The organism is Acinetobacter sp. CAU_H_56 (genome assembly GCF_058599425.1).
The window spans coordinates 130,041-151,900 of sequence record NZ_CM178654.1 but is presented as its reverse complement, the minus strand read 5'-3'; the positions used below and the strand labels follow the sequence as shown (position 1 = coordinate 151,900).

Genomic DNA, 21,860 nt, shown 5'->3' with positions numbered 1-21,860 from the left:
GAATCGGCTTATCTAACGCTGTCAATTTATTGACATTCTTATGCACCATTTTTGATTTATAAAATACTTTAGCTGCTTAAGTTTTCGGGCATAAAAAAACCCGCTTACGCGGGCTTTGATCAGAGTGTTTTAAGCTGACTTTTTCTTCTGCTTGCCGAGGCGGGTAGCTAAAGCCGTGACTTTCTGATAGCCAGTTGGCATGAGGCGCTGAATTAAATCAATCGCTTTGGCATCATTTCCAATTAGCAGACGGCGTTTGTCTTTTTGTACCGCATCCAGTATTTGACGGGCTGCTTCTTCTGGTGGGCAACGCAGCAGCTTATTAAAATTCTGTGCAGATTTTTCCGGATGCATTCCCAGACTACGGATACTGTCATTCATTTTCGCTGCAATGGCGATATTGGTGCGGATTCCGCCTGGGTGTACACAGAGTGCGCTTACGCCGCAGTTTTCCATATCCAGTTCCTGACGCAAGGATTCGGTAAAACCACGCACAGCGAATTTAGTGGCATTATAAGCAGACTGAGTTGGCTGGGCAGTTAAACCGAACAGGCTGGAAATATTGATGACATGACCATCACCGGTTTTCTTGATTAAAGGCAGGAATTCTTTGGTACCATAGACCACGCCCCAGAAGTTAATGCCTACGATCCATTCCAGCTCTTCATAGCTGGCGCCTTCTACGGTAGAACCGAGTGCCACGCCAGCATTATTAAAGATCATATTCACGCTGCCATGATCTTTCTCGACCTCAGCGGCCCAAGCGTGCATTTCTTCCAGATTAGCCACATTGACCTTTTTGGTTGTGACACGAACATCACTACCTTTCAGCAGCTCAACGGTTTTAGCCAGACCCTGTTCATTCACATCGCTTAAAGCTAAATGACAGCCCTGCTTTGCTAAAAGCACCGCAAGTTGCTGGCCGATACCTGAACCTGCACCTGTGATGGCCGCGACTTTATTATTAAAATTTTTCATTGAATTTCCTTGATTAAAACACTGCCCTTCCATGACAGCCTGTTTTTCTGTCGCATAGGGATACAGCACACCGTTTCAATATAGTTTTGACAATCCATATTGTCAATAATTCCAGCATGTCTCTACGGGCCAATTTTCAGGTTTGAATTTCAGCATAGGTCAAAGCCGGATTTATTGATAAGATACTTAAAATCTCAAGCACATGAGTCTATGGTCTTTATGACGGATGCAGTAAATTCAGGACAAAAACTAGCAAGTAAAAGTAAAGAACGCCAGTTTAAAGGACTTTCTATGGCTGAGCGTCAGCAGGCACGTCGTGAAAAGCTGATTGAGGCCGGGATCGAGGCTTATGGTCGTCATGGTTTCTTTTCAGTCACAGTAAAGGATATCTGTAACGAAGCCAAACTGACTGAACGTTATTTTTATGAATCCTTTAAGAAAAGCGAACATCTGTTCCAGACTATTTTCCTCAAGCTGATTGACCAGTTACAGCAAAATGTCATGCAGGCGATGATGCAGGCTTCTTCTGATCCAAAGAAAATGATCGAAGCCGGTCTGACTGCCTTGCTGACGACCTTACGTGACAATCCGGGTATGGCACGAATTATTTATATCGATGCGATGCTGGTTCAGGAACTGCATAATCAGGCCACGATTCATGAAACCATGGGCCGTTTCGACCGTATGATTCAGGCCTTTGTCATGCTAATGATGCCGAACCTGAATCGTTCTGAAAGAGAGATTTCCCTGGTCTCGACCGGACTCAATGGTTATGTTACCCAGATTGCCATTCGTTGGGTCATGAGCGGCTTTAAGCAGTCTTTGGAAGAAATTCTGTCTTCCTGTAGCTTGGTATTCTTTGCTTTACTAGATACTTTGGGTACAGAAAAACCGGCAGATCCGGTTAGATAATTTTTAAATCAAGATAAGTTCTAGATAGATTTACTTGTCAGTGATCTACAAGATTTTGAATTAAGACCCTCTTATAAAATAACAGCTTAAATTGTGACAAATCTTTGCGAAAGGCCACGGAACTACCTATTCTGCAATGATACTGTCATAATTAATCTTTGTAATAAGCCTGTCATAAATATAAAACGGTCCACCGTTTGCATGAAATAGGGTATTGCGCTGTGAAAGATGACTACATTCTTATTGTTGATGATGAACTGCCGATTCGTGAAATGATCCATACTGCTCTAGATATGGCGGGCTTTCAATGTTTACAGGCAGAAGATGCCAAGCAGGCTCATCAAATGATTGTGGACCAGCGTCCAGCATTGATTTTGCTGGACTGGATGATGCCGGGTGGCGTGAGTGGTGTCGATCTCTGTCGTCGTCTAAAACGTGATGAAAGCCTGTCTGAAATCCCGGTGATCATGCTGACAGCACGCGGTGAAGAAGACCACAAGGTACAAGGTCTGGATGCCGGTGCCGATGACTATATGACCAAGCCGTTTTCGACCCGTGAGCTGGTTTCACGTATTAAAGCTGTTTTACGTCGCTCCAATGCCCTCAGTGGTGAAAAATCCATTGATGCTAATGGATTGGTATTAGATCCAGTCAGTCAGCGCGTGAATTTTGGCAGTACTATTCTGGACATGGGACCGACTGAGTATCGTCTCTTGGCATTTTTCATGACCCATCCGGAACGTGCTTATACCCGTGCGCAATTGCTGGATCAGGTCTGGGGCGGCAACGTCTATATTGAAGACCGGACCATTGATGTGCATATCCGTCGTCTGCGCAAGGTGCTTGAACCTTATGGCGCTGACCGCTATGTACAAACTGTACGTGGCACCGGTTACCGTTTCTCGACCCGTACCGATGTTGCACTGGGTTAATTGTTTTTAGGTAAATCTTGTTTTATGTATGAGCCCTATCCTGTTCCCGAACTGTCACATGAGCACAAAAGACTCCGTTACAGCAGCCTATGGGATTTTGCCAAGCAAGATTTGCGTTTACTTCTTCTCTTCCTAGTGATTGCCAGTTGTATTGGTCTAGGCATCGGTTATTTCTGGATCTGTATCGTTCTGGCCTTTGTTGCCTTCTTTGGCACACAGTTGCGTTCACTCTACCTGGTCAATGAATGGATCTCGAACCGTCCCTATGATGTACCGCCAAATATCAACGGAATCTGGGGCGCTTTACTGTTCAATGTTTATCGGGCCCAGCGTCAGGAACGCGTTGTTCAGGCTGAAATGGTCGAGCTGATTGACCGTGCACAATCCTCGCTAGTCGCCCTTCAAGAAGCTGTAGTGCTGATTGATGAAAACCAGCAGATTGAATGGTGGAATCCGGCGGCAGGACGTTTACTAGGGATTGGTCAGGAAGATCGCGGCCGTAATATCCTGAGTTTGTTACGTCAGCCAAATTTCATTGATTACTATCATCATATTGATGATGCACCTGATGGCCTTAAAATGAAGTCTTCGATATTCGAAGATCATTATGTGCAAATCAAAATGACCCGTTTTGGCGGTGAAAGCCGTTTACTGGTCGCTTATGATGTGACCCGGATGCATAATCTGGAACAGATGCGTAAGGACTTCGTCGATAATATTTCGCACGAACTGCGTACGCCGTTAACTGTGCTCAGTGGCTATATCGAAACCTTTACCAATCAGGAAGATATTAGCCCACGCTGGAAACGCGCCTTTGACCAGATGCAATCCCAGACCCGTCGCATGAATGCACTGGTGAATGACCTGTTGCTGCTATCCCGTCTGGAAAATGACAAGAATATTGCCAAGAACCAGATTATTGATATGCCGAATCTGATGAACCAGCTGTTTGATGATGCGCAAGCCTATAACGTGGATTATGGCCATACCCTAAATCTGGATATTGACAGTCACTGTGACCTGATTGGCTCAGATATGGAAATTGCCAGTGCCTTCAGTAACCTGATTACCAATGCCATCAAGTACACGCCTAAAGGTGGAACCGTCACCATGGGCTGGCATGATGATGGTGAATCGGCCTATTTTGTCGTAGAAGATACTGGAATTGGCATTGATCCTAAACACTTACCTCGCTTGACTGAACGTTTTTACCGGGTTGATTCTGACCGTAGTCGCCGTACTGGTGGTACAGGTTTGGGACTGGCGATTGTGAAGCATGTACTGATGCAACATCGGGCCCAGCTCGAAATTGATTCCCGTGAAAATCAGGGCTCCACCTTTAAGGTGATTTTCCCTAAAGAACGCCTCAGTTTCCCAGACTGATGCAAAAATAAAAAAAGGTGCAAGTCGCACCTTTTCTTTTTTAGCGAAGGCTTTAAGACTTTAATGCCTGCTCTTTGGATAAGGCCCGGAAATAAGCCGCTCGATGCGAGATCCGTTCCAGATAGGCTTGAATCGCCGGATAGCTTTTACCGGTACGGCTTTGCATGGCTTCAAGCGGAAAGCTCATCTGGATATCAGCAAAACTGAAACGACCGGCAAAATATTCATACTGGCTTAAATGATCTTCCAGAAACTGGATATGGTCTTTTAAACGGCTTTGCACAAACTGCTTCTTCACCCCTTCACAAATTGTTTTAGCAACCGGACGTACCAGAAATGGCACTTGCTCAGGAACTTTGGTCATCACCAGTTGCATCACCAGTAAAGGCATCAAAGACCCTTCTGCATAATGCATCCAGTAGCGGTATTGCGCCTTGTTCTCGGCACTGATCGGCTGAAACTGATGGGTCGAATCATAGGTTTCTTGGAGATACTCCAGAATGGCGGCAGACTCAGCCAGTACCAGATTCTGATCTTCCAGAATCGGGGCTTTACCCAGAGGATGAACCTGTTTCAAAGCAGGCGGAGCAGAATAGTTAGGCAGGCGTTTGTAATACTTGATCTCATAATCAAGTTCCAGCTCTTCCAAGGCCCACATGATTCGAAATGATCTTGATTGTTCGAGATGATGTAAAACACGCATATTAGACTCATGATTTTATTGTTATTACTGCGTGAGCATAGCAAAAAGTCCAGATCTGATTAAAGAGTTTATCAGTCTACTTACATTTTCCCTACCGGATATAACGTACCCTCTTTTAGCTTAAATCAGGCTGGTCCGAATCTCCAGACTACGTAACAGGGTTTTGGTCACTGGGGTTTTGGCACAAATCTCCAGAATTTTCTGCTGCAAAGCCGAATCATGAGTAATATCGAAACTTAAGCGTCGTTCAATCCATTCCTGTCCTTCTTTATTGGCAAAGAATTCTGCTTCAACCTGAAAGTCGCCCAGTTCAATGTCCTTATGCTTGGCATACATGCGCAACGTAATCATGGTGCAAGAGATCAGACTGCCTAAAAGCAGATCATAAGGTGCAGGACCTGCATCCTGCCCGCCGAAGGATTCAGGTTTATCGGTCAGATAATGATGTTGACCATGACTGATTTCTCCCTGCCACGGTATGGTTAAGCTCTGTATTTTGGCAATTGCGATACGGGCCATACTGATCCTTTGTTCTTATAGTTATATGAAAGATTTATCGAGAAACACGCATATGTTCTGGAAATGCCGGTGCTTCCATGCGCGGCCCATCATAGCTTGGAATGGTGCCAAAACGCGGGTGCCCCATCATCCACTGTTCACGGGCCAGCTTCAGTTCTTCCACATCACGACCAACCAGATTCCACCACAATAAAATAGGGCTTTCAAACGGCTCTCCAGCAATCAGCAAGATTCGCCCACCGGCATGAATTTCAACATCTACATGCTGCAATCCAGGTTCAAGAATCACCATATTATCTTCGGTCAGTTCATGCCCATTAATACTTGCCAGACCCTCAAGGGCCATAAAGCCATATTCAAATCTTGGATCTAAACTCAAATGGGCACGGGTACTTTCAGCAGCAAACAGATCCACACCCAAAAGTTCAGTATGCACTTTAACCGGGGATTGTGTATTTAGGAATTCCCCGACTAGGACCGTACATTGAATGCCTTGTTCTTCGATCACAGGTAATTCCGGATAATGATCAAACGCGGGAGCCATATTGATCTTGTCATCAGGCAGGGCGATCCAGAGCTGTGCTGCATGCATCTTGGTTTCAGTTTCCGGTGAAACCTCTGTATGCGAAATGCCATAGCCTGAAGTCATCAGATTAACCTGTTTCGGCCGGATCAATTGCCGGTTACCCAGACTGTCACTGTGCATCATGGTGCCTTCAATCATCCAGGTAAAAGTTTGCAGGCCAATATGCGGATGCGGTCCGATATCCAGACCATCTCCCTGAGGAAACTGAGTAGGACCGGCATGATCCAGAAAACACCAGGCGCCAATCATGCGTTTATGCCGACTCGGCAAGGCGCGTTTAATGACAGTTCCCTGCCCAATTTCTGCACGCCGTAAAGGAACTTCCTGTATGAACTGATTGATATACTTTTCACAATCATCTGAATTTGACAGTTCAATATCATTATTATTCGACATGGTTGAGCTGACCTCGGCAAGTTCATTCTGGCTGTATGCTGCATCAAGACATCTTTCCCTGATCATCACAAGATGTCTACCTCATACAACAATGTACCGCGTCTACCCGCAAAATCTATCTTTGGAAATATTTCGATACGTATAAAATGTGCTACTCATCAGAACAGTTCAAATACTTAAAGGCTTCAGTCTTTCAAATCCTGTAATCAAGATCTTGGTGATGAATCATATAATCATGCAAGTAACCAGCATTATCTCGTTTAAATCAACTTATTCATCATGCTCATGTTTCACGTGAAACGCTCATTTTTATTGATATAAACTTTTAAAATCAGCAATCTATAAAAATGTGATCCGTCTAGTTTTATGTTCACAAAACAAAAATTTTGTTACGTTTTCTTTTTTAAAATCGTGCTACCCCCTGATTCTAGGGAGATTGTTTTTTACTCATTTGGTCCATAATAGGACCCAATAAAAATAAGATTGGATCAGGACATGTCATCCTCGAATGAAAATATATATTCAACGGCGAATATGTCTTTTCAAAACTCGACCACGGATAGATCATTAAAGTTGGCCGAATGTGATCTGCAAAATCGCCAGTTAATTGAAGATGCGCTTGCACATCGCGCTGCACCTATTCCTGCGCAATTCCAGCAGTACTTTTATAATTATCTTTATGTGCATCGTCATCAAAATCTTCGCCAGATTAATTACATGGCGCAGATCGCCTTTTTGCTGTATTTCTTTGCCGATATTTTTATTATTCCTGACATGTTTTTCCTGTCTGGCCTGATCCGGGTATCACTGGTCATTGCTGTCATGTTTTGCTGCTATTACCTGTTTAAGCATCAAAAGAATATCCGGGTTCTGGACATGATTTTGCCTGTGGGCACGACTGTGGCTGCAGCGACCTGGATTGGCCTGCTCCTGCTGTCGAGTAGCCCGCATGTGTCAACTTATATCTATGCCTCTGCGATCTTTGTTTTAATTACCAATCTCTGTGTACAGACCGAGTTTAAGGGTGCACTGTATTGTTCTATTTTTATCGCCCTGTTTATCATGATTGGAGTGACTCATCTCATGAGTCTATCGCAGGCCTTTATTTTTACCGTTGTGTTCACGCCTCTCTGGGCATTTAGTATTTATATTAACTGGAATAATATCATCAACATACGGCGTTCTTTTCTACGCACTTTGCTGGATGAATGGAATTATCAAACCTTAAAGAATCTTGCCCATACTGATGATCTGACGCAGTTATTTAACCGACGTCATTTTGTGGATATGGCTGAACGTTCAATCCATCAATGGCCGAAGCCTGCCAGCACCTGTCTATTGATGTTTGATGTCGATTATTTCAAGAGAATCAATGACAACTATGGTCATGATGTGGGTGACCGGGTGCTACAACTGATTGCTGAAATTACCCGTAAAGAAATGCGCTCTAGCGATGTACTGGCACGTTTTGGTGGAGAAGAATTTATTGCCTTGCTGGAAGATACCCAGCTACAGGACTGCCTGATGATTGCAGAACGGATTCGCTGTTCGATTCAAAAGCAGGTGATGCACATCAATCCCGACCAGAAAATCCAGTTCACGATCTCTATTGGTATTGCTGAACTTGAATCTCCGCAACAGGAACTTGAAGACCTGATTAAACATGCGGATATTGCGCTTTACGAAGCTAAAAAAGCGGGAAGAAACCGGATTAGGGTCTATCATCCTAATATGCTGCAACCGACTAAACCGCTCTCTCCAAATCCCTGGAATGTATTTAAACCTTTGAATAAACAGGAGCAGTCTGGCGCTCATCATAAAGCGAAACAGTCTTGGTCTGCTTTGTAAGCTGATAGCAAAACCAAGATTGTTAGACAAGAATTTAAGAATTAGGCCTAAATCTGTTTGTGATGCTTTTCAAATAACCCCTAAAAGAATAGAATATTTTTCATACAAATATAAATATTCATCTTATTCATTTCTTTGGATTTAATGTGGGAAGGCGATATGCCAGATAAATATGAAGAAGAAGCTCGCCTCCTGCTTCAGGATGCCCTTCAAGATCCTCTTGTTCGTATTCCTGGGTCTTTAAAACCTGCCTACTTTAACCATCAGAAACAGCTCACCCTAAAATACCTGTTGCAGGTGAATCTATTTGCACAGGTAGCATATGCCTCCTACACCCTTGCCGATATTCTGGTACTGAATGACATTATGAATTTACTCATTCTGACCAAGCTAGGCTATACCTTGGTGATCGTGCTGATTACCATCTGGATGTATCATTTTTACCGGAATTTGCCTATATTTGACCTGCTGTTGCCGACCTCGATTATCGGGGCAAGTGCGATCTGGTTTTTTAATCTGAATCAGTCTGAAAGTCCGCATACGCTCATTTATCAATATGCTTCACTGGTCTTTATTGTCTTGGCCAATTTATGTGTGCAGATCCGCTTCTGGCCTAGCCTGATTAATTCTGGTCTGATTACACTGGTAATTTATATTGGTGTGTATTTCAATACCCAAGCTGATCTGTATCAGATGTTCTTGTTTTCCCTGATCTATATGCCGGTATTGACCTTCAGTTTATATATCAGCTGGAGCTCTACACTAAAATCCCGTTTAGTATTCCTGCAACATACCCTGAATGAATATCATCGTCAGACCTTTGAAAATCTCGCCCATACTGATTCGCTGACAGGCCTGAATAATAGACGCTGTTTTGAATATCTGGTGCAACAGCTGATCCAAAAGAATCTCAAACAGCCTGCTCCAATCAGTTTGCTGGTCTTTGATGTCGATCACTTTAAACAGATCAATGACCGTTATGGGCATGATGTTGGAGATCAGGTATTGCAGATGATTGCACAGACTACACGCAATGAAATGCGATGCCATGATGTGCTGGCACGGTATGGGGGTGAAGAATTTATCGCATGCCTGCCTGAAACTTCACTAGATGATGCGTTAAAAATTGCCGAGCGTTTAAGACACAAAATCGAGAATATTATGGTCAATCTGGAACATGGGCATCGTCTCGATTTCACCGTTTCAATTGGTGCAGCCATTCTGGAAAGTAGTGAAACGGATTTAATGACGCTGATTAAACAGGCTGATATTGCCCTGTATCAGGCTAAAGCCAATGGCCGGAACCGGGTCGAGTGTTATGATCCTGAACTTGACCAAGGTTTGCTTGGAGAACTTCAAAACTGGCAGGTTAAACCGGCTTAAATGTCATTTGAAAGATAATAAAAAAGAGCGCCTAAGCGCTCTTTTGATAAGTAATTTTCGTTAGAAAATTACTCCCATTCAATTGTTGCTGGTGGCTTAGATGAAACGTCATACACCACACGAGAAACTTCAGCAATTTCGTTCATGATACGTGTAGAAATACGGTCAACCAAGTCATATGGGAGATGTGCAAATCGAGCTGTCATGAAGTCGATGGTTTCAACTGCACGAAGTGCGATCACCCATGCATAACGACGGCCATCACCGACCACACCCACAGATTTCACTGGTTGGAATACGGCAAAGGCTTGAGCAGTTTTGTCGTACCAACCGCTTGCGCGAAGTTCTTGCATAAAGATGTCATCAGCCAGACGAAGAATATCTGCATATTCTTTTTTCACTTCACCCAAGATACGAACACCAAGGCCTGGGCCTGGGAACGGATGACGATAAATCATGCTGTGTGGCAAGCCTAGAGTTGTACCCAATTTACGTACTTCATCTTTAAACAGGTCACGCAATGGTTCAACCAGGTCAAATGCCAAATCTTCTGGCAAGCCACCTACGTTGTGGTGCGACTTGATGACATGTGCCTTACCTTGTTTGCTGGCAGCAGATTCAATCACGTCTGGATAAATCGTACCTTGTGCAAGGAAGGTTACGCCATCGAGCTTACGTGCTTCTTCAGCGAAGACTTCGATGAATTCACGACCGATGATTTTACGTTTTTTCTCTGGATCAACTTCACCAGCCAATGCAGAAAGGAAACGGTCTTCAGCATCAGCACGAATCACACGGATCCCCATGTTGTCTGCAAACATCTGCATTACTTGATCGCCTTCGTTCAAACGAAGCAGACCGTTGTCTACAAATACACAAGTCAACTGATCGCCAATTGCCTTGTGTAGAAGCGCAGCTACAACTGATGAATCTACACCACCTGAAAGACCCAACAATACTTTTTCATTGCCAATCTGTTCACGAAGCTGTTCTACACGCAGGTCAATAATATGTTCTGGTGTCCACAGACCACGACAACCACAAATCTGGTGTACGAAGTTAGACAGTAATTCTGCACCTTTCGAAGTATGTGTCACTTCAGGGTGGAACTGGATTCCATAGAAACGGCGAGTTTCATCAGACACCATGGCAATCGGGCAGCTTGGTGTGCTTGCAGTCACCTGGAAGCCTTCTGGAATACGTGCAACCTTGTCACCATGACTCATCCAGACATGCAGCTGGTTTTCACGGTCTTGCAGCTGACCAATCAGCTGGTCACGTACCACGATATCCACTTCTGCATAACCGAACTCATGTACAGTACCTGGCTCAACTTTACCGCCAAGCTGTTCACACATGGTTTGCAAGCCATAACAGATACCCAGTACAGGTACACCTAACTCAAATACCACTTGCGGCGCACGCGGGCTGCCTTCCAGGTGAACACTTTCAGGTCCACCAGACAAGATGATACCGTTTGGATTAAATGCGCGAATGTCTTCTTCAGACATGTCATAGGCATACATTTCAGAATATACACCAGCTTCACGGACACGACGTGCGATGAGCTGACTATATTGAGAACCGAAATCCAGAATCAGGATACGATCTTCAGTAATTTGAGTATTGGTAGTCATGACAAACAACTATGAAAGGCAAACGAAAGATAAGCGCCGTATTCTAGCATTTTTATTAGGCTTAAGCACACTATTCCCATCAGCATAATAATTAAGCAGTTTATTTTTTAGATGGAATAACGCTTTCGATTCAGCAGAAGAGTCTTCCCTTCTCTCCATGGAATTCAGCGTATTTACGCTATTTGGATTTCAACCATTTTAAGATCGGCAAGTTAAGTGGCTATTGAAAGTTTATTTCATCTATCTCTATCACGGTCTTCATTTGATGGGGTTTAGGGTTAGATATGGGAGCCACCTTTTGATTTTTATTTTAATGACGTTTTCATGCTAAGCCTGTTTTTCGCAGGAATTCACCGCTAGTTTGTAAGATAAATTTTTAATTCACCCCTCAGGGATGAGCGGGCAATTATTTTCCTTTTCGGTACTGACTTTCATGCCCCAGACTGTTAGGATTTGATCACCTTTTCGCTTGTTTTTTCCCTATGGAACTGCTTGATTTTATCCTCCACGTTGATGATCACCTGCTCGAATTCATTACCAATTACGGCATCTGGATTTATGGCATTCTTTTCCTGATTATTTTTGTTGAAACGGGACTGGTGGTGATGCCGTTCCTGCCGGGAGACAGTTTGCTATTTGCTTCAGGTGCGCTGGCGGCTTCAACGGGTGCTATGGATCCATGGGTACTGATTCCACTACTGTTCACTGCGGCAGTGCTGGGCGACACCTTGAATTATCATATTGGTAAATACATTGGGCCACGTGTATTTGAAATTGAATCACGTTTTATTAATAAAAAACATTTGCTGGCTACCCAGCAGTTCTTTGTCAAACACGGCGGCAAAACCATTATTTTTGCCCGTTTCATTCCTTTTGCACGTACCTTTGCACCTTTTGTTGCCGGTGCGGGAAGTATGAATTATAAATATTTCCTGACCTACAATATGATCGGCGGCTTTCTCTGGATCAGTTCATTTGTGATCCTGGGTTATCTGTTTGGCAACATGCCAATCGTCAAAGACAACTTCACTCATCTGATTTTCGGCATCATTATTTTAAGTGTCATGCCAGGTGTAATTGGCTTTATTCAGCAGAAACTCAAGAAAAATAAAATCGCCTGAAAGCCTAGAATTATTGATTGAAAATTTATTCCAGCCAATTAATCAACAAGGGCACCAGACAAAGCAGTAAAAACAGAGTCGACCCTTTATAAATCAGGTCGGCTTTTCTTTTTGCCGACTCTCCCGCCAGAATCGCTTGTCCGAAGATCATCCAGAACAACGCAACCAGCAAGGCAATCCCAATAAAAATCGCAAAGACCAGAACAAAGTTATTCGGACTTTCCCAAGTGGAGAGCGGCAAGATTCCGGTCGCCAGAAGCGCTGCTTTGGGATTTTTTAGGGTTTCCTTAAACATCTGCCAGGGACGGATCTGAGGATGACTCTGATTATATTGTTCCAGTTGCCGCGCCTTGAATAAATGGAAGGTCATCCAGCCCACACCGATTGCACTCAGCACATGCACCAGTTCCTGAAAACTCGGCCAGATTGGTGAAAACAGATGAACCAGCAGAGCCCACCCATTGATCGCATATAAATACCCCACCAGAATGACGGGAATATACAGACTGGTTTTGGCTGTTCCCTGCTGATAGGCAGAACTGGCCACCAATGCATTGGCAGGTCCAGGGATCATCAGCACTGCTATTGTTGCAAAAACAAAGAGCCAGTTTTCAATCATGGTGGTTAAACATATCAGACAAGGTGATTACCTTAACCAATCTCGTGTTCTGATCACAAGACGAGATCTTTCAAAATTTTATGCGCATCGGTCATTTTTCTGGCAAATACTGTGAATTCTGTCACTTGACCAATCACTTTTAAGATAGAAAAAATGCCGACTTAAAGTCAGCATTTTTTTGATGTTTAGAGGGCTATTTATTGGTGTTTTGACGGATCACAATTGGGCAAGCTTTAAATTTTGCAGCTTGTACAATAGCTTCCTGTTCACCCAGTAGACGTGCCGTTTCACTGCGCTTGGTATTGGAAGATTGTCCCATATTCACTGATACACTCGGACCAATGCCCCAGCCGCCGCGGCTGCCCCAGCCACCACCGACGCCTACCCCTACGCCGACACCTGTACGTTTAGGCGGCTCAACACCATTATCAAGATACTGCTGAATACGGTTGTATTCACCCTGAAGCTGCTGACAGTTGAGGGTTTGATAATGGGTCGGTGAAACATAGGTCGGTTTGACCGTCGTTGCACAGGCACTCAGCAAGCTAAGTATGCTGATTGCCAGACTTATTTTCACAAGTTTCATAGTTAACTCGATCTTAATGCTGCTCTATCTCATTGAACAATGATTGATAGGCCTGAGTCAATTTATGATCAGTTGCCAAGTGAATTAATGGCTGATTTTTTTGATGTGACTCTTTCATCAGCACCGACGGCGGCAACATGCTATTTAGCACCGGAAGACCTTCATCTTTCAGTTGCTGTACCACTTCTCGCGGCAGTTTTGCCTGAGCCTGAAACTGGTTGACCACGATGCCTTCAATTTCCAGACGCTCATTATGATCGTCCTGAGTTTCGATGACATTCTCAATCAGAGTTTGTAAGGCCCGTTTAGAAAACACATCACAGTCAAATGGAATCAGGACACGGTCTGCAGCAATCAGGGCTGAAAGTGTAAAGAAATTAAATGCCGGCGGAGTATCAATAAACACCCGATCATAATGCTCAGAAAGCGGCTGCAAGGCATCGCGCAGCTTATAAATCTTATGTTTTGATTCCAGTGCATGGGCTAATGTGCCCAAACTCGGACTTGCCGGAATGACATCCAGATTTTTAAAAGGTGATTGATGCAGATAACTTTCCAGCCCTTTGGCCCGGGTCTTGAGAATGGAGCCAATCGCATTACCAATTAAGCTTTTGCTCTGCTGGTTCCCCAATACATCTTCAAAATAGTTTTCAATATTCGGTTCCAGCGCCGGCTTGTCACTCGAATAAGTTGCATCATCCCCTAGTAAATACTGGCTGGAGTTTGCCTGCGGATCAAGATCGATTAACAGAGTTTTAAACCCTTGATGCGCACTGATTGCAGCCAGATTGACTGCAATACTTGACTTCCCCACCCCACCTTTCTGGTTAAATACCACACGAGTATGCATAAACACCCCTCTTTATTTTTCTAATGATCAGTATGTTTGAGTTCATTGACTGATGAATAATTTAGCCAAAATTCGGCTTGATCATGACCAATACCATAATCGCAATAAGTGAAACCACAGCAATAAATAAGCCAGCACGGCGTTGTACCAGCAGGATTGAATCATCTTTTTTATAGGCTTTGCCCAGGGATGAAATCAGCACCAGGAATAAAATGATTTTGGCATAAAACCAAGGCTGTACATCAAAATTCTTTAAAAACAGGGCAATAATCCCAGTTAAGGCAATCACGCTAATAATCAGGTGCTGCAAAGCGACCAGAAATACACGTGCTTTTGGATTCGGTTGATTGCCCTGTGTACCCATAAACAGGGTAATAGCACGCGCAAGAATGGCCACAATGGCCAGTCCTGCCGCAGACATATGAATAATCTTGACTAAAAGCTGGGTATCCATAAAGTCCTCTTAGTTTTTTGGTGCATGTGCACATTCCGGACTAGACGTATCCTGTCCTGTCCACTCTTCAGGCAAGAAAGCATGAATTGCCAAAGCATGAATTTTAGCTTTAGACAGCAAATCACCTGCCGCAGCATAGACCTTTTGATGGCGTTGTACCGCACGCAGGCCAGCAAAGGCTTCACTGACAATCACCGCCTTAAAATGCGATTCCTTACCCGGAAAATATCCACCATGACCCGAAGATTCATTCACGACTTCCAGATAGGTAGGTGACAATTGTGCCAAACGGTCTTTCAGTTGTTGTTCTAAGCTCATGGCCTGACTCCGATTCAAGATATGGGTCCAGTATACCCTGTTCTATCCGCTATTTCGGTGCAAGAAATGTCTGCAATTATTTGATTGTGCCGAGATTTCATTAAATTTTGCATAAATTTTGTCTAATTGTCTGGAAGCACAGAGAATATTGCTTTTATTTTATGCAATCGACACAAGATTTTTCATAAAGTTATTGACCCTGTTTTTGCATGCTGTATTATACACGGCATGCGGGAATAGCTCAGTTGGTAGAGCACAACCTTGCCAAGGTTGGGGTCGCGAGTTCGAGTCTCGTTTCCCGCTCCAAATTCTTTTTTGTTCATTTTTTAAAGTAAAAAATCGATCGACCCTGCGGGAATAGCTCAGTTGGTAGAGCACAACCTTGCCAAGGTTGGGGTCGCGAGTTCGAGTCTCGTTTCCCGCTCCAGATTCAAAAAGCCCTGATCGAAAGATTGGGGCTTTTTTTATTGTCGTTCTCAATGACTAAATATTCTGACTAACCCTGCTTTTTTCTCAAATTAAGAAAATTTTCTTTAAATCTTGAATCTCTAGAACTCTGGTTCGATTTATCTTTTTAGGGAACTCCTGCTAAAAGGATTGCACTTCATACAGGTTTAAGCATCTAATTCATCCAAGCAATTAATGATAAAAAACCATAAAAAAAGCCCATTTGAGGGGAAATGGGCTTTTGTAAACATCAATATTAACGCTCTAATATGACAATCTGGTTAAATTTCATATCTATAGATTAAAATTTTTTGAGATCCCATTAGATTCCCAATAGTTGCTTACACCATGGAATTGAAATATCCCGAGTTAAAGGGGCTAAAGGCAAGTCTGGATGATTAAGATCAACCCATTGCATTTCCGCAAGTTCAGCCTGAACCTGTGGCTGACTTTTTAACTTAACCTGATACAAATAACTGACCAGCGAATGATTCAATTCGTTCGCAGCCACGGTTTCATATTTGCCAATATAAGACAGTATTTCCATCTCACAGCCTGTTTCTTCCAGAACTTCCCTAGAAAGTGCAGCTTCAGGCAATTCATTGGGTTCCAGCTTTCCGCCCACATGCATAAAGAAATCGGTATCTTTTTTACGAACCAACAAAATCTGATTCTGTTCATTGAGAATGATAGCCGCAGCAATCGTAATCACTTTATTACTCATACTGATTCTACTGCCTTTACGCTTTTATTCCATTTCGGTTCAGGCGCATGATAATGCTCCACAGCATCCAGTACTTCCTCAATTGAACTTGAGGAGATCAAGGCATCGGTAAAACGTGACTGGGTAAATCCAGCCTCAGTCGTTTTCATCAAGAAATTCAGCAATTCATCATAAAATCCGTGGATATTTAAAAATGCACAAGGTTTCTGATGAAGGCCCAACTGCCCCCAGGTCAACTGCTCAAAAATTTCTTCTAAAGTTCCCACCCCACCCGGTAAGGCAATAAATGCATCCGCCAGATCAGACATTTTTGTTTTACGTTCATGCATATTTTTTACTACATGCAGCTCTGTTAACAGCGGATGAGCCAATTCTGCATCGACCAGATTTTGCGGAATCACTCCAATGACCGTTCCACCAGCATGTAAGGCACTATCAGCCACAACGCCCATCAGTCCAGCTCGGCCACCCCCATAAACCAGCGTGATTCCCCGTTTCGCAATAGATTTACCTAAAGCTTGGGCCTGTTCTTTAAAGTTTTCGCTATTCCCCATAGCTGAACCACAAAAGACTGCAATAGATTTCATTTTTTATCCCCTCATCGATCAGTGTATTCTAACGGCATTAAAATAAAAAATTTGTCTTAAAAACAAGCAAAATAGCCATAATCGGCTAGTTTATCGAAGCGCATGATTCAGAATAAACTTTCACTTCTACAGAAAAATACGGATAATTTTTAGTCAGACTTGTACGCATTAACTTACATCGATTCCGGTTCTTTACGGCTATCCCCAATAGTGGAATTTTCCTATGATACTTACATCAGGAACAGGAAGTTCCATATAACAATGACAATAGATAAGCACAAGGATTGTAAGGTACGACAGGAGTTATACCGAGCTAACCAATACGAAAAACCCCGGCAGGATGCAGGGGTTTTTTATTAATTTTTATTTAGTCAGTCAGGCTGCCAATGACCTGAGTTTTTATATTTGACTATTCTCTGCATGGTGCTACTGATCTCGAATGGGTCAGACAGCAGGATTTGACAAATGCAAGCCAATCCACAAGGATAAGTGAATAAAAATAATCATGAGTAGAACAATATGTCCCATCCACTTTCCAGCCTTGAATATCAACCTGACATTCTAGGTGAAGGTTATGAACAGGCCACTTTAGAATTCCCGCCAGATACTGAAGGTACAGTAGTGGCCACACTGATCCGCAAAAAGGCAGACCAGCCCACCTCTAAAGCTGTCCTCTATATTCACGGCTTTATTGATTATTTTTTCCAGACTGAAATGGCAGAGCGTTTTAATCAGCAAGGTTTTGATTTTTATGCACTGGATTTACGTAAATACGGCCGATCCTATCTGTCACATCAGAAACTTTATAATGTCTATCATCTATCAGAATATGATGCAGAAATCAGCCAGGCTCTCGAAATTATTGGACAGGAAGGCCATGATACGGTTTTACTCAGTGGCCATTCTACTGGCGGACTGATTACTACCCTGTATGCAGCACACCATCCGGATCACCCCTTAATTAAAGGCTTATGGCTCAATAGTCCTTTTTATGACTTTAATATGACGCCTTTTGAGAAAAAATTTCTGGTGCCTAAATTAAGCCGTCTGGGAAAACGTTTTCCGGAAATGCTATTTCCTAGCCGGTTAAATCGTCATTATGTGCCAAGTCTGCATATCAGCTATCAGGGGGAATGGCATTTTGATCTGGAATGGAAAAAACCCAGCTATCACTGGGTGCGTCTGAGTTTTGTACATGCCATTCACGAAGCACAAAAAGAAATTCATCAGGGTGTGCGTTTAAATATTCCGACTTTGCTAATGCATGCCCATAAAACCACTTATCCCTTACGTTTTAACCGTAATGCTCAAACCAGTGATGTGATTCTTCAGGTACATGACATGATTGAACATGCGCAAAAAATTCAGGGCGATGTGAAACTCTGTTCGATTCAAAATGGGGTACATGATCTGGTTCTTTCAGAAAAACCGGTTCGTGAGCAGGTCTATCAGCAGCTATTTCAATGGCTGGAAAATAAAGCCCTATAAGCCAGATGAATAAGATAGGTAGCAAGCTCTGCCTGTCTTATTTTCCAATGATTTTATTTACCTATTTTTCTTGGATATGAAATAAAAATATCAAGCTGATCAGTAATGCTTTTCACATATTAAAATCATTTCATGATAAAAATAAGATATTGAAATCTATAAAGATAATTAATTCTATTTTTATCCAAATGTTGCCTTTTGTAGCAAGCTTGTAAGTATTTATCCTGCGATTTTTTTCCCTCTCTATAGTAGAGCTGAGATGTTGAATCTGAAGGCTTTTGCAGGACAGAAGTGATTCGGCATTCATCAATAATAATCATATTAAGGAATAGAATTATGCGTTATGCAGATCCCAATACTGACGGTTCAAAAGTGCAATTTAAATCCCAATACGAAAACTTCATTGGCGGCAAATGGGTTCCACCAGTCAAAGGTGAATATTTTGATAATGTCTCGCCCGTAGATGGTAAAGCCTTTACCAAAGTTCCGCGCTCATCAGTGGAAGATATTGAACTGGCGCTCGATGCGGCTCATGCCGCCAAACAGCAATGGAATAACAGCTCCCCTACTACCCGTTCCAATATTTTATTAAAAATTGCCGACCGACTTGAGGAAAATCTTGAACTGCTGGCAGTCGCAGAGACTTGGGATAACGGTAAGCCGATCCGTGAAACTTTGGCAGCGGATATTCCTTTAGCCATTGACCATTTTCGTTATTTTGCCGGCTGCATTCGCGCCCAGGAAGGCGGCATCTCGGAAATTGATGAAGACACCATTGCCTACCATTTTCATGAGCCATTGGGCGTCGTGGGTCAGATTATCCCGTGGAACTTCCCGATTCTGATGGCTGCCTGGAAACTGGCACCTGCCCTTGCAGCCGGAAACTGTATTGTGCTGAAACCCGCTGAACAGACACCAGTGAGTATTTTGGTGCTGGTCGAACTGATTCAGGATCTGTTACCTGAAGGGGTGTTAAATATCGTAAATGGCTACGGCGTTGAAGTCGGCCGTCCACTGGCGACTAATCCACGCATTGCCAAGATTGCCTTTACCGGTTCTACCGCTGTGGGTCAGCTGATCATGCAATATGCGACTGAGAATATTATTCCCGTCACGTTAGAACTTGGAGGGAAATCTCCGAACCTGTTCTTTGCTGACATCATGGATCAGAAAGATGACTTCCTGGAAAAAGCCCTGGAAGGCTTTACCATGTTTGCTTTAAACCAGGGTGAAATCTGTACCTGTCCATCACGTGCGCTGATTCAGGAAAGTATTGCCGACCAATTCTTGGAACTTGCAGTAGAGCGAGTGAAAAAGATCAAGACTGGTCATCCCCTGGATACCGAGACCATGATCGGTGCTCAGGCTTCTCAGGAGCAGCAAGACAAGATTCTCGGCTGTATTGCAACTGGCCGTGAAGAAGGTGCAGAAATCTTGTTAGGCGGCAATGAACGTCAGGAAGTGGGACAAGGTTTTTATATCGAGCCAACGATTTTTAAAGGTTCCAATGACATGCGCACCTTTCAGGAAGAAATTTTTGGACCGGTATTGGCAGTGACGACTTTTAAAGACTTCGATGAAGCCATCAAAATTGCCAATGATACGATTTATGGACTCGGTGCCGGTGTCTGGTCACGTTCAGCACATACCTCTTACCGCGCTGGTCGCGCGATTCAGGCTGGTCGGGTCTGGACCAACTGCTATCACATCTACCCGGCTCATGCAGCCTTTGGGGGATATAAAAAATCCGGGATTGGCCGTGAAAACCATCGCATGATGCTGGATCATTATCAGCAAACCAAAAACCTGTTAGTGAGTTATTCAACCAAACCAGCAGGTTTCTTCTAAACTGATCTGAATTCGGGTGGACTTCGGTCCGCCTGATTCATTTATTATTTCAAACAGAATTTTAAACTGATTGGTAAAAAATTCATAAAAGGAAGAATGGGGGGAGGTATACGTATTTTTAGGGGCTGTATTAAACCAATAAATAAAACTGCATAAAAAATAAGAGATTATTTATAGTTATGTTGATTTTAAATAAGTTTGTCATTTTTTATGCTTTCTGATCGTTTAAAAATCCAGCATAAAGCCTGTGCTTTCATTTAAAGTCGACTTTTCATGCTACGCAAGACTGTGTATAACAATGAACCCCTGAGGGAAAGCAATAAGCATAGGCAAAATTGCTTAAAAAGCGTTAGACTATGCAGTAATAATGTCATGATTCGGTCTGGTATAGATCAAAAAAGAAGGTGAAGGTTGATGCCGCTCAATACAGTTGAAGAGCTTGTAGCAGATATCCGTGCAGGAAAAATGGTTATCCTGATGGATGACGAAGACCGTGAGAATGAAGGTGATCTGGTTATTGCTGCGACCCACGTGCGTCCTGAAGACATCAACTTTATGATCACCCATGCGCGTGGTCTGGTTTGCCTGACTTTAAGCAAAGAACGTTGCCAGCAGTTAAATCTACCTTTGATGGTGGATGCTAACGGCGCTCAGCACGGAACCAACTTCACCCTTTCAATTGAAGCAGCCAACGGCATTACTACCGGTATTTCTGCAGCTGAACGTGCGCATACCATTCAAACTGCGGTGGCTGCACATGCCAAACCAAGTGATATCGTACAGCCAGGACATATCTTCCCATTAATGGCACAGCCAGGTGGCGTATTGCACCGTGCTGGTCATACCGAAGCCGGTTGTGACCTGTCTCGTCTTGCGGGTCTTGAGCCAGCTTCTGTGATCTGTGAAATCATCAAAGAAGACGGCACTATGGCGCGTCGTCCAGATCTTGAAATTTTCGCAGAAAAACATGGCCTGAAAATTGGCACTATTGCTGATCTGATTCATTACCGTATGACCAATGAGCAAACGGTTGAGCGTATTGACCAGCAAACTATAGATACTGAATACGGTGTGTTTGATCTCTATCGTTACCGTGAAATCGGTAACCCCGACATTCATTTAGCACTGGTGAAAGGCCAGCCTAAAGATGGCGTGACGACTGTACGTGTTCATGGCTTTAATCCCACCCGTGATTTATTAAAGCTGAACAAGCAAGATGGTGAACCGGCCTGGAATCTGGACCGTGCCTTAAAAGAAATTTCAAACAGTGATCGTGGTGTTCTGGTCTGGATTGGCCAGCGTCATTTACAGGACTTAGGCCCTGCCCTAGATGCACTTACCGCACCCAAAAATGTAAAATCCAATGCTGCACTTTCCCAGCAGTATCAGACCATTGGTGTCGGCGCACAAATTTTACGTGACCTCGGCGTGGAAAAAATGAAGCTGCTCAGCTCTCCATTACGTTTCAATGCCCTGTCCGGCTTTAACTTAGAAGTGGTGGAATACATCACCGCACAACAAACATCAGAGAAATAATCGAG

General features: G+C 43.4%; 21 protein-coding genes and 2 tRNA genes. 11 read left to right on the top strand and 12 right to left on the bottom strand.

The genetic code is table 11. The annotated features are described in order from the left end of the window. Positions 1–129 precede the first annotated feature (129 nt). On the bottom strand, positions 130–978 hold the full coding sequence (locus AC4MCC_RS00695; protein WP_419365017.1) for an SDR family NAD(P)-dependent oxidoreductase: 849 nt from the start codon (positions 976–978) through the stop codon (positions 130–132). Between the two features lie 219 nt (positions 979–1,197). On the opposite strand from AC4MCC_RS00695, the gene AC4MCC_RS00690 reads away from it, so the two are divergent. The 3 genes from AC4MCC_RS00690 to phoR all read left to right on the top strand — a co-directional run bounded on the left by AC4MCC_RS00690 (position 1,198) and on the right by phoR (position 4,205). Further along, positions 1,198–1,890 (top strand): TetR/AcrR family transcriptional regulator, encoded by a 693-nt coding sequence (locus AC4MCC_RS00690; RefSeq protein WP_179992733.1) that lies wholly within the window; start codon positions 1,198–1,200, stop codon positions 1,888–1,890. Positions 1,891–2,111: 221 nt separating this feature from the next. Then, positions 2,112–2,822 carry a phosphate regulon transcriptional regulator PhoB gene (gene phoB / locus AC4MCC_RS00685; protein ID WP_491885536.1) on the top strand — a complete coding sequence of 237 codons (711 nt, stop codon included), beginning with the start codon at positions 2,112–2,114 and terminating at the stop codon, positions 2,820–2,822. A gap of 24 nt (positions 2,823–2,846) precedes the next feature. After that, positions 2,847–4,205, top strand: coding sequence for a phosphate regulon sensor histidine kinase PhoR (gene phoR, locus AC4MCC_RS00680; RefSeq protein ID WP_491885535.1), 1,359 nt, complete (start codon positions 2,847–2,849; stop codon positions 4,203–4,205). Between the two features lie 52 nt (positions 4,206–4,257). Here phoR and AC4MCC_RS00675 read toward each other — a convergent pair whose 3' ends face one another. The 3 genes from AC4MCC_RS00675 to AC4MCC_RS00665 all read right to left on the bottom strand — a co-directional run bounded on the left by AC4MCC_RS00675 (position 4,258) and on the right by AC4MCC_RS00665 (position 6,409). Next, positions 4,258–4,908, bottom strand: coding sequence for a glutathione S-transferase (locus AC4MCC_RS00675; RefSeq protein WP_491885534.1), 651 nt, complete (start codon positions 4,906–4,908; stop codon positions 4,258–4,260). Between the two features lie 120 nt (positions 4,909–5,028). Continuing rightward, positions 5,029–5,427 (bottom strand): OsmC family protein, encoded by a 399-nt coding sequence (locus tag AC4MCC_RS00670; protein WP_180047783.1) that lies wholly within the window; start codon positions 5,425–5,427, stop codon positions 5,029–5,031. A 34-nt stretch (positions 5,428–5,461) separates the two neighbouring features. Then, positions 5,462–6,409, bottom strand: coding sequence for a pirin family protein (locus AC4MCC_RS00665; protein WP_491885836.1), 948 nt, complete (start codon positions 6,407–6,409; stop codon positions 5,462–5,464). Positions 6,410–6,904: 495 nt separating this feature from the next. On the opposite strand from AC4MCC_RS00665, the gene AC4MCC_RS00660 reads away from it, so the two are divergent. Continuing rightward, a complete protein-coding gene (locus tag AC4MCC_RS00660) occupies positions 6,905–8,257 on the top strand; it encodes a GGDEF domain-containing protein (protein WP_419375112.1) in 1,353 nt (450 codons plus the stop codon). Positions 8,258–8,416: 159 nt separating this feature from the next. Continuing rightward, a complete protein-coding gene (locus AC4MCC_RS00655; RefSeq protein WP_491885533.1) occupies positions 8,417–9,640 on the top strand; it encodes a GGDEF domain-containing protein in 1,224 nt (407 codons plus the stop codon). A gap of 68 nt (positions 9,641–9,708) precedes the next feature. Here AC4MCC_RS00655 and guaA read toward each other — a convergent pair whose 3' ends face one another. Beyond that, positions 9,709–11,277, bottom strand: a complete 1,569-nt coding sequence (gene guaA / locus AC4MCC_RS00650) for a glutamine-hydrolyzing GMP synthase (RefSeq protein WP_005233328.1) — start codon at positions 11,275–11,277, stop codon at positions 9,709–9,711. A gap of 482 nt (positions 11,278–11,759) precedes the next feature. On the opposite strand from guaA, the gene AC4MCC_RS00645 reads away from it, so the two are divergent. Beyond that, positions 11,760–12,398, top strand: a complete 639-nt coding sequence (locus tag AC4MCC_RS00645) for a DedA family protein (protein WP_034704672.1) — start codon at positions 11,760–11,762, stop codon at positions 12,396–12,398. A gap of 25 nt (positions 12,399–12,423) precedes the next feature. On the opposite strand, the gene AC4MCC_RS00640 is transcribed toward AC4MCC_RS00645, so the two are convergent. From AC4MCC_RS00640 to AC4MCC_RS00620, 5 genes are all read right to left on the bottom strand, one after another. Then, the gene (locus AC4MCC_RS00640; protein WP_419375110.1) at positions 12,424–13,017 is read right to left on the bottom strand and encodes a threonine transporter RhtB; all 594 of its coding nucleotides are present in this window, start codon (positions 13,015–13,017) and stop codon (positions 12,424–12,426) included. A 193-nt stretch (positions 13,018–13,210) separates the two neighbouring features. Next, the gene (locus AC4MCC_RS00635) at positions 13,211–13,603 is read right to left on the bottom strand and encodes a hypothetical protein (RefSeq protein WP_491885532.1); all 393 of its coding nucleotides are present in this window, start codon (positions 13,601–13,603) and stop codon (positions 13,211–13,213) included. A 13-nt stretch (positions 13,604–13,616) separates the two neighbouring features. After that, complete coding sequence (locus AC4MCC_RS00630; protein ID WP_491876390.1) at positions 13,617–14,453, bottom strand: ParA family protein; 837 nt, start codon at positions 14,451–14,453, stop codon at positions 13,617–13,619. Positions 14,454–14,514: 61 nt separating this feature from the next. Continuing rightward, a complete protein-coding gene (locus AC4MCC_RS00625) occupies positions 14,515–14,907 on the bottom strand; it encodes a SirB2 family protein (protein ID WP_491876389.1) in 393 nt (130 codons plus the stop codon). Positions 14,908–14,916: 9 nt separating this feature from the next. Further along, entirely contained in the window at positions 14,917–15,225 is a 309-nt protein-coding gene (locus tag AC4MCC_RS00620) for a BolA family protein (RefSeq protein ID WP_419375109.1), read from the bottom strand. 230 nt (positions 15,226–15,455) lie between these two features. On the opposite strand from AC4MCC_RS00620, the gene AC4MCC_RS00615 reads away from it, so the two are divergent. Both AC4MCC_RS00615 and AC4MCC_RS00610 read left to right on the top strand, forming a co-directional pair. Then, a tRNA-Gly gene (locus AC4MCC_RS00615) sits at positions 15,456–15,531 on the top strand. Between the two features lie 45 nt (positions 15,532–15,576). Further along, positions 15,577–15,652: transfer RNA gene (locus tag AC4MCC_RS00610), tRNA-Gly, on the top strand. Between the two features lie 342 nt (positions 15,653–15,994). On the opposite strand, the gene AC4MCC_RS00605 is transcribed toward AC4MCC_RS00610, so the two are convergent. Together AC4MCC_RS00605 and AC4MCC_RS00600 are read right to left on the bottom strand one after the other, a co-directional pair. Then, a complete protein-coding gene (locus tag AC4MCC_RS00605; RefSeq protein WP_034170792.1) occupies positions 15,995–16,396 on the bottom strand; it encodes an NUDIX hydrolase in 402 nt (133 codons plus the stop codon). Next, entirely contained in the window at positions 16,393–16,983 is a 591-nt protein-coding gene (locus tag AC4MCC_RS00600) for an LOG family protein (protein WP_491885531.1), read from the bottom strand. Before AC4MCC_RS00600 ends, AC4MCC_RS00605 begins: the two co-directional genes overlap by 4 nt. Positions 16,984–17,502: 519 nt before the next feature. Here AC4MCC_RS00600 and AC4MCC_RS00595 point away from each other — a divergent pair. The 3 genes from AC4MCC_RS00595 to ribBA all read left to right on the top strand — a co-directional run bounded on the left by AC4MCC_RS00595 (position 17,503) and on the right by ribBA (position 21,855). Then, positions 17,503–18,471: an alpha/beta hydrolase gene (locus AC4MCC_RS00595; RefSeq protein ID WP_491885530.1), complete on the top strand. Its 969-nt coding sequence runs from the start codon at positions 17,503–17,505 to the stop codon at positions 18,469–18,471. 336 nt (positions 18,472–18,807) lie between these two features. Continuing rightward, a complete protein-coding gene (gene exaC, locus AC4MCC_RS00590) occupies positions 18,808–20,319 on the top strand; it encodes an acetaldehyde dehydrogenase ExaC (protein WP_166135102.1) in 1,512 nt (503 codons plus the stop codon). A 414-nt stretch (positions 20,320–20,733) separates the two neighbouring features. Continuing rightward, positions 20,734–21,855: a bifunctional 3,4-dihydroxy-2-butanone-4-phosphate synthase/GTP cyclohydrolase II gene (gene ribBA / locus AC4MCC_RS00585; RefSeq protein WP_179992743.1), complete on the top strand. Its 1,122-nt coding sequence runs from the start codon at positions 20,734–20,736 to the stop codon at positions 21,853–21,855. Positions 21,856–21,860: the final 5 nt, after the last annotated feature.

What these genes read in the sequence shown, in the direction of transcription:
- AC4MCC_RS00695 (WP_419365017.1), bottom strand. Translation starts at nt 978, where the DNA reads ATGAAAAATTTTAATAATAAAGTCGCGGCCATCACAGGTGCAGGTTCA.
- AC4MCC_RS00690 (WP_179992733.1), top strand. Translation starts at nt 1,198, where the DNA reads ATGACGGATGCAGTAAATTCAGGACAAAAACTAGCAAGTAAAAGTAAA.
- phoR (WP_491885535.1), top strand. Translation starts at nt 2,847, where the DNA reads ATGTATGAGCCCTATCCTGTTCCCGAACTGTCACATGAGCACAAAAGA.
- AC4MCC_RS00675 (WP_491885534.1), bottom strand. Translation starts at nt 4,908, where the DNA reads ATGCGTGTTTTACATCATCTCGAACAATCAAGATCATTTCGAATCATG.
- AC4MCC_RS00670 (WP_180047783.1), bottom strand. Translation starts at nt 5,427, where the DNA reads ATGGCCCGTATCGCAATTGCCAAAATACAGAGCTTAACCATACCGTGG.
- AC4MCC_RS00665 (WP_491885836.1), bottom strand. Translation starts at nt 6,409, where the DNA reads ATGTCGAATAATAATGATATTGAACTGTCAAATTCAGATGATTGTGAA.
- AC4MCC_RS00660 (WP_419375112.1), top strand. Translation starts at nt 6,905, where the DNA reads ATGTCATCCTCGAATGAAAATATATATTCAACGGCGAATATGTCTTTT.
- AC4MCC_RS00655 (WP_491885533.1), top strand. Translation starts at nt 8,417, where the DNA reads ATGCCAGATAAATATGAAGAAGAAGCTCGCCTCCTGCTTCAGGATGCC.
- guaA (WP_005233328.1), bottom strand. Translation starts at nt 11,277, where the DNA reads ATGACTACCAATACTCAAATTACTGAAGATCGTATCCTGATTCTGGAT.
- AC4MCC_RS00645 (WP_034704672.1), top strand. Translation starts at nt 11,760, where the DNA reads ATGGAACTGCTTGATTTTATCCTCCACGTTGATGATCACCTGCTCGAA.
- AC4MCC_RS00640 (WP_419375110.1), bottom strand. Translation starts at nt 13,017, where the DNA reads ATGATTGAAAACTGGCTCTTTGTTTTTGCAACAATAGCAGTGCTGATG.
- AC4MCC_RS00635 (WP_491885532.1), bottom strand. Translation starts at nt 13,603, where the DNA reads ATGAAACTTGTGAAAATAAGTCTGGCAATCAGCATACTTAGCTTGCTG.
- AC4MCC_RS00630 (WP_491876390.1), bottom strand. Translation starts at nt 14,453, where the DNA reads ATGCATACTCGTGTGGTATTTAACCAGAAAGGTGGGGTGGGGAAGTCA.
- AC4MCC_RS00625 (WP_491876389.1), bottom strand. Translation starts at nt 14,907, where the DNA reads ATGGATACCCAGCTTTTAGTCAAGATTATTCATATGTCTGCGGCAGGA.
- AC4MCC_RS00620 (WP_419375109.1), bottom strand. Translation starts at nt 15,225, where the DNA reads ATGAGCTTAGAACAACAACTGAAAGACCGTTTGGCACAATTGTCACCT.
- AC4MCC_RS00605 (WP_034170792.1), bottom strand. Translation starts at nt 16,396, where the DNA reads ATGAGTAATAAAGTGATTACGATTGCTGCGGCTATCATTCTCAATGAA.
- AC4MCC_RS00600 (WP_491885531.1), bottom strand. Translation starts at nt 16,983, where the DNA reads ATGAAATCTATTGCAGTCTTTTGTGGTTCAGCTATGGGGAATAGCGAA.
- AC4MCC_RS00595 (WP_491885530.1), top strand. Translation starts at nt 17,503, where the DNA reads ATGTCCCATCCACTTTCCAGCCTTGAATATCAACCTGACATTCTAGGT.
- exaC (WP_166135102.1), top strand. Translation starts at nt 18,808, where the DNA reads ATGCGTTATGCAGATCCCAATACTGACGGTTCAAAAGTGCAATTTAAA.
- ribBA (WP_179992743.1), top strand. Translation starts at nt 20,734, where the DNA reads ATGCCGCTCAATACAGTTGAAGAGCTTGTAGCAGATATCCGTGCAGGA.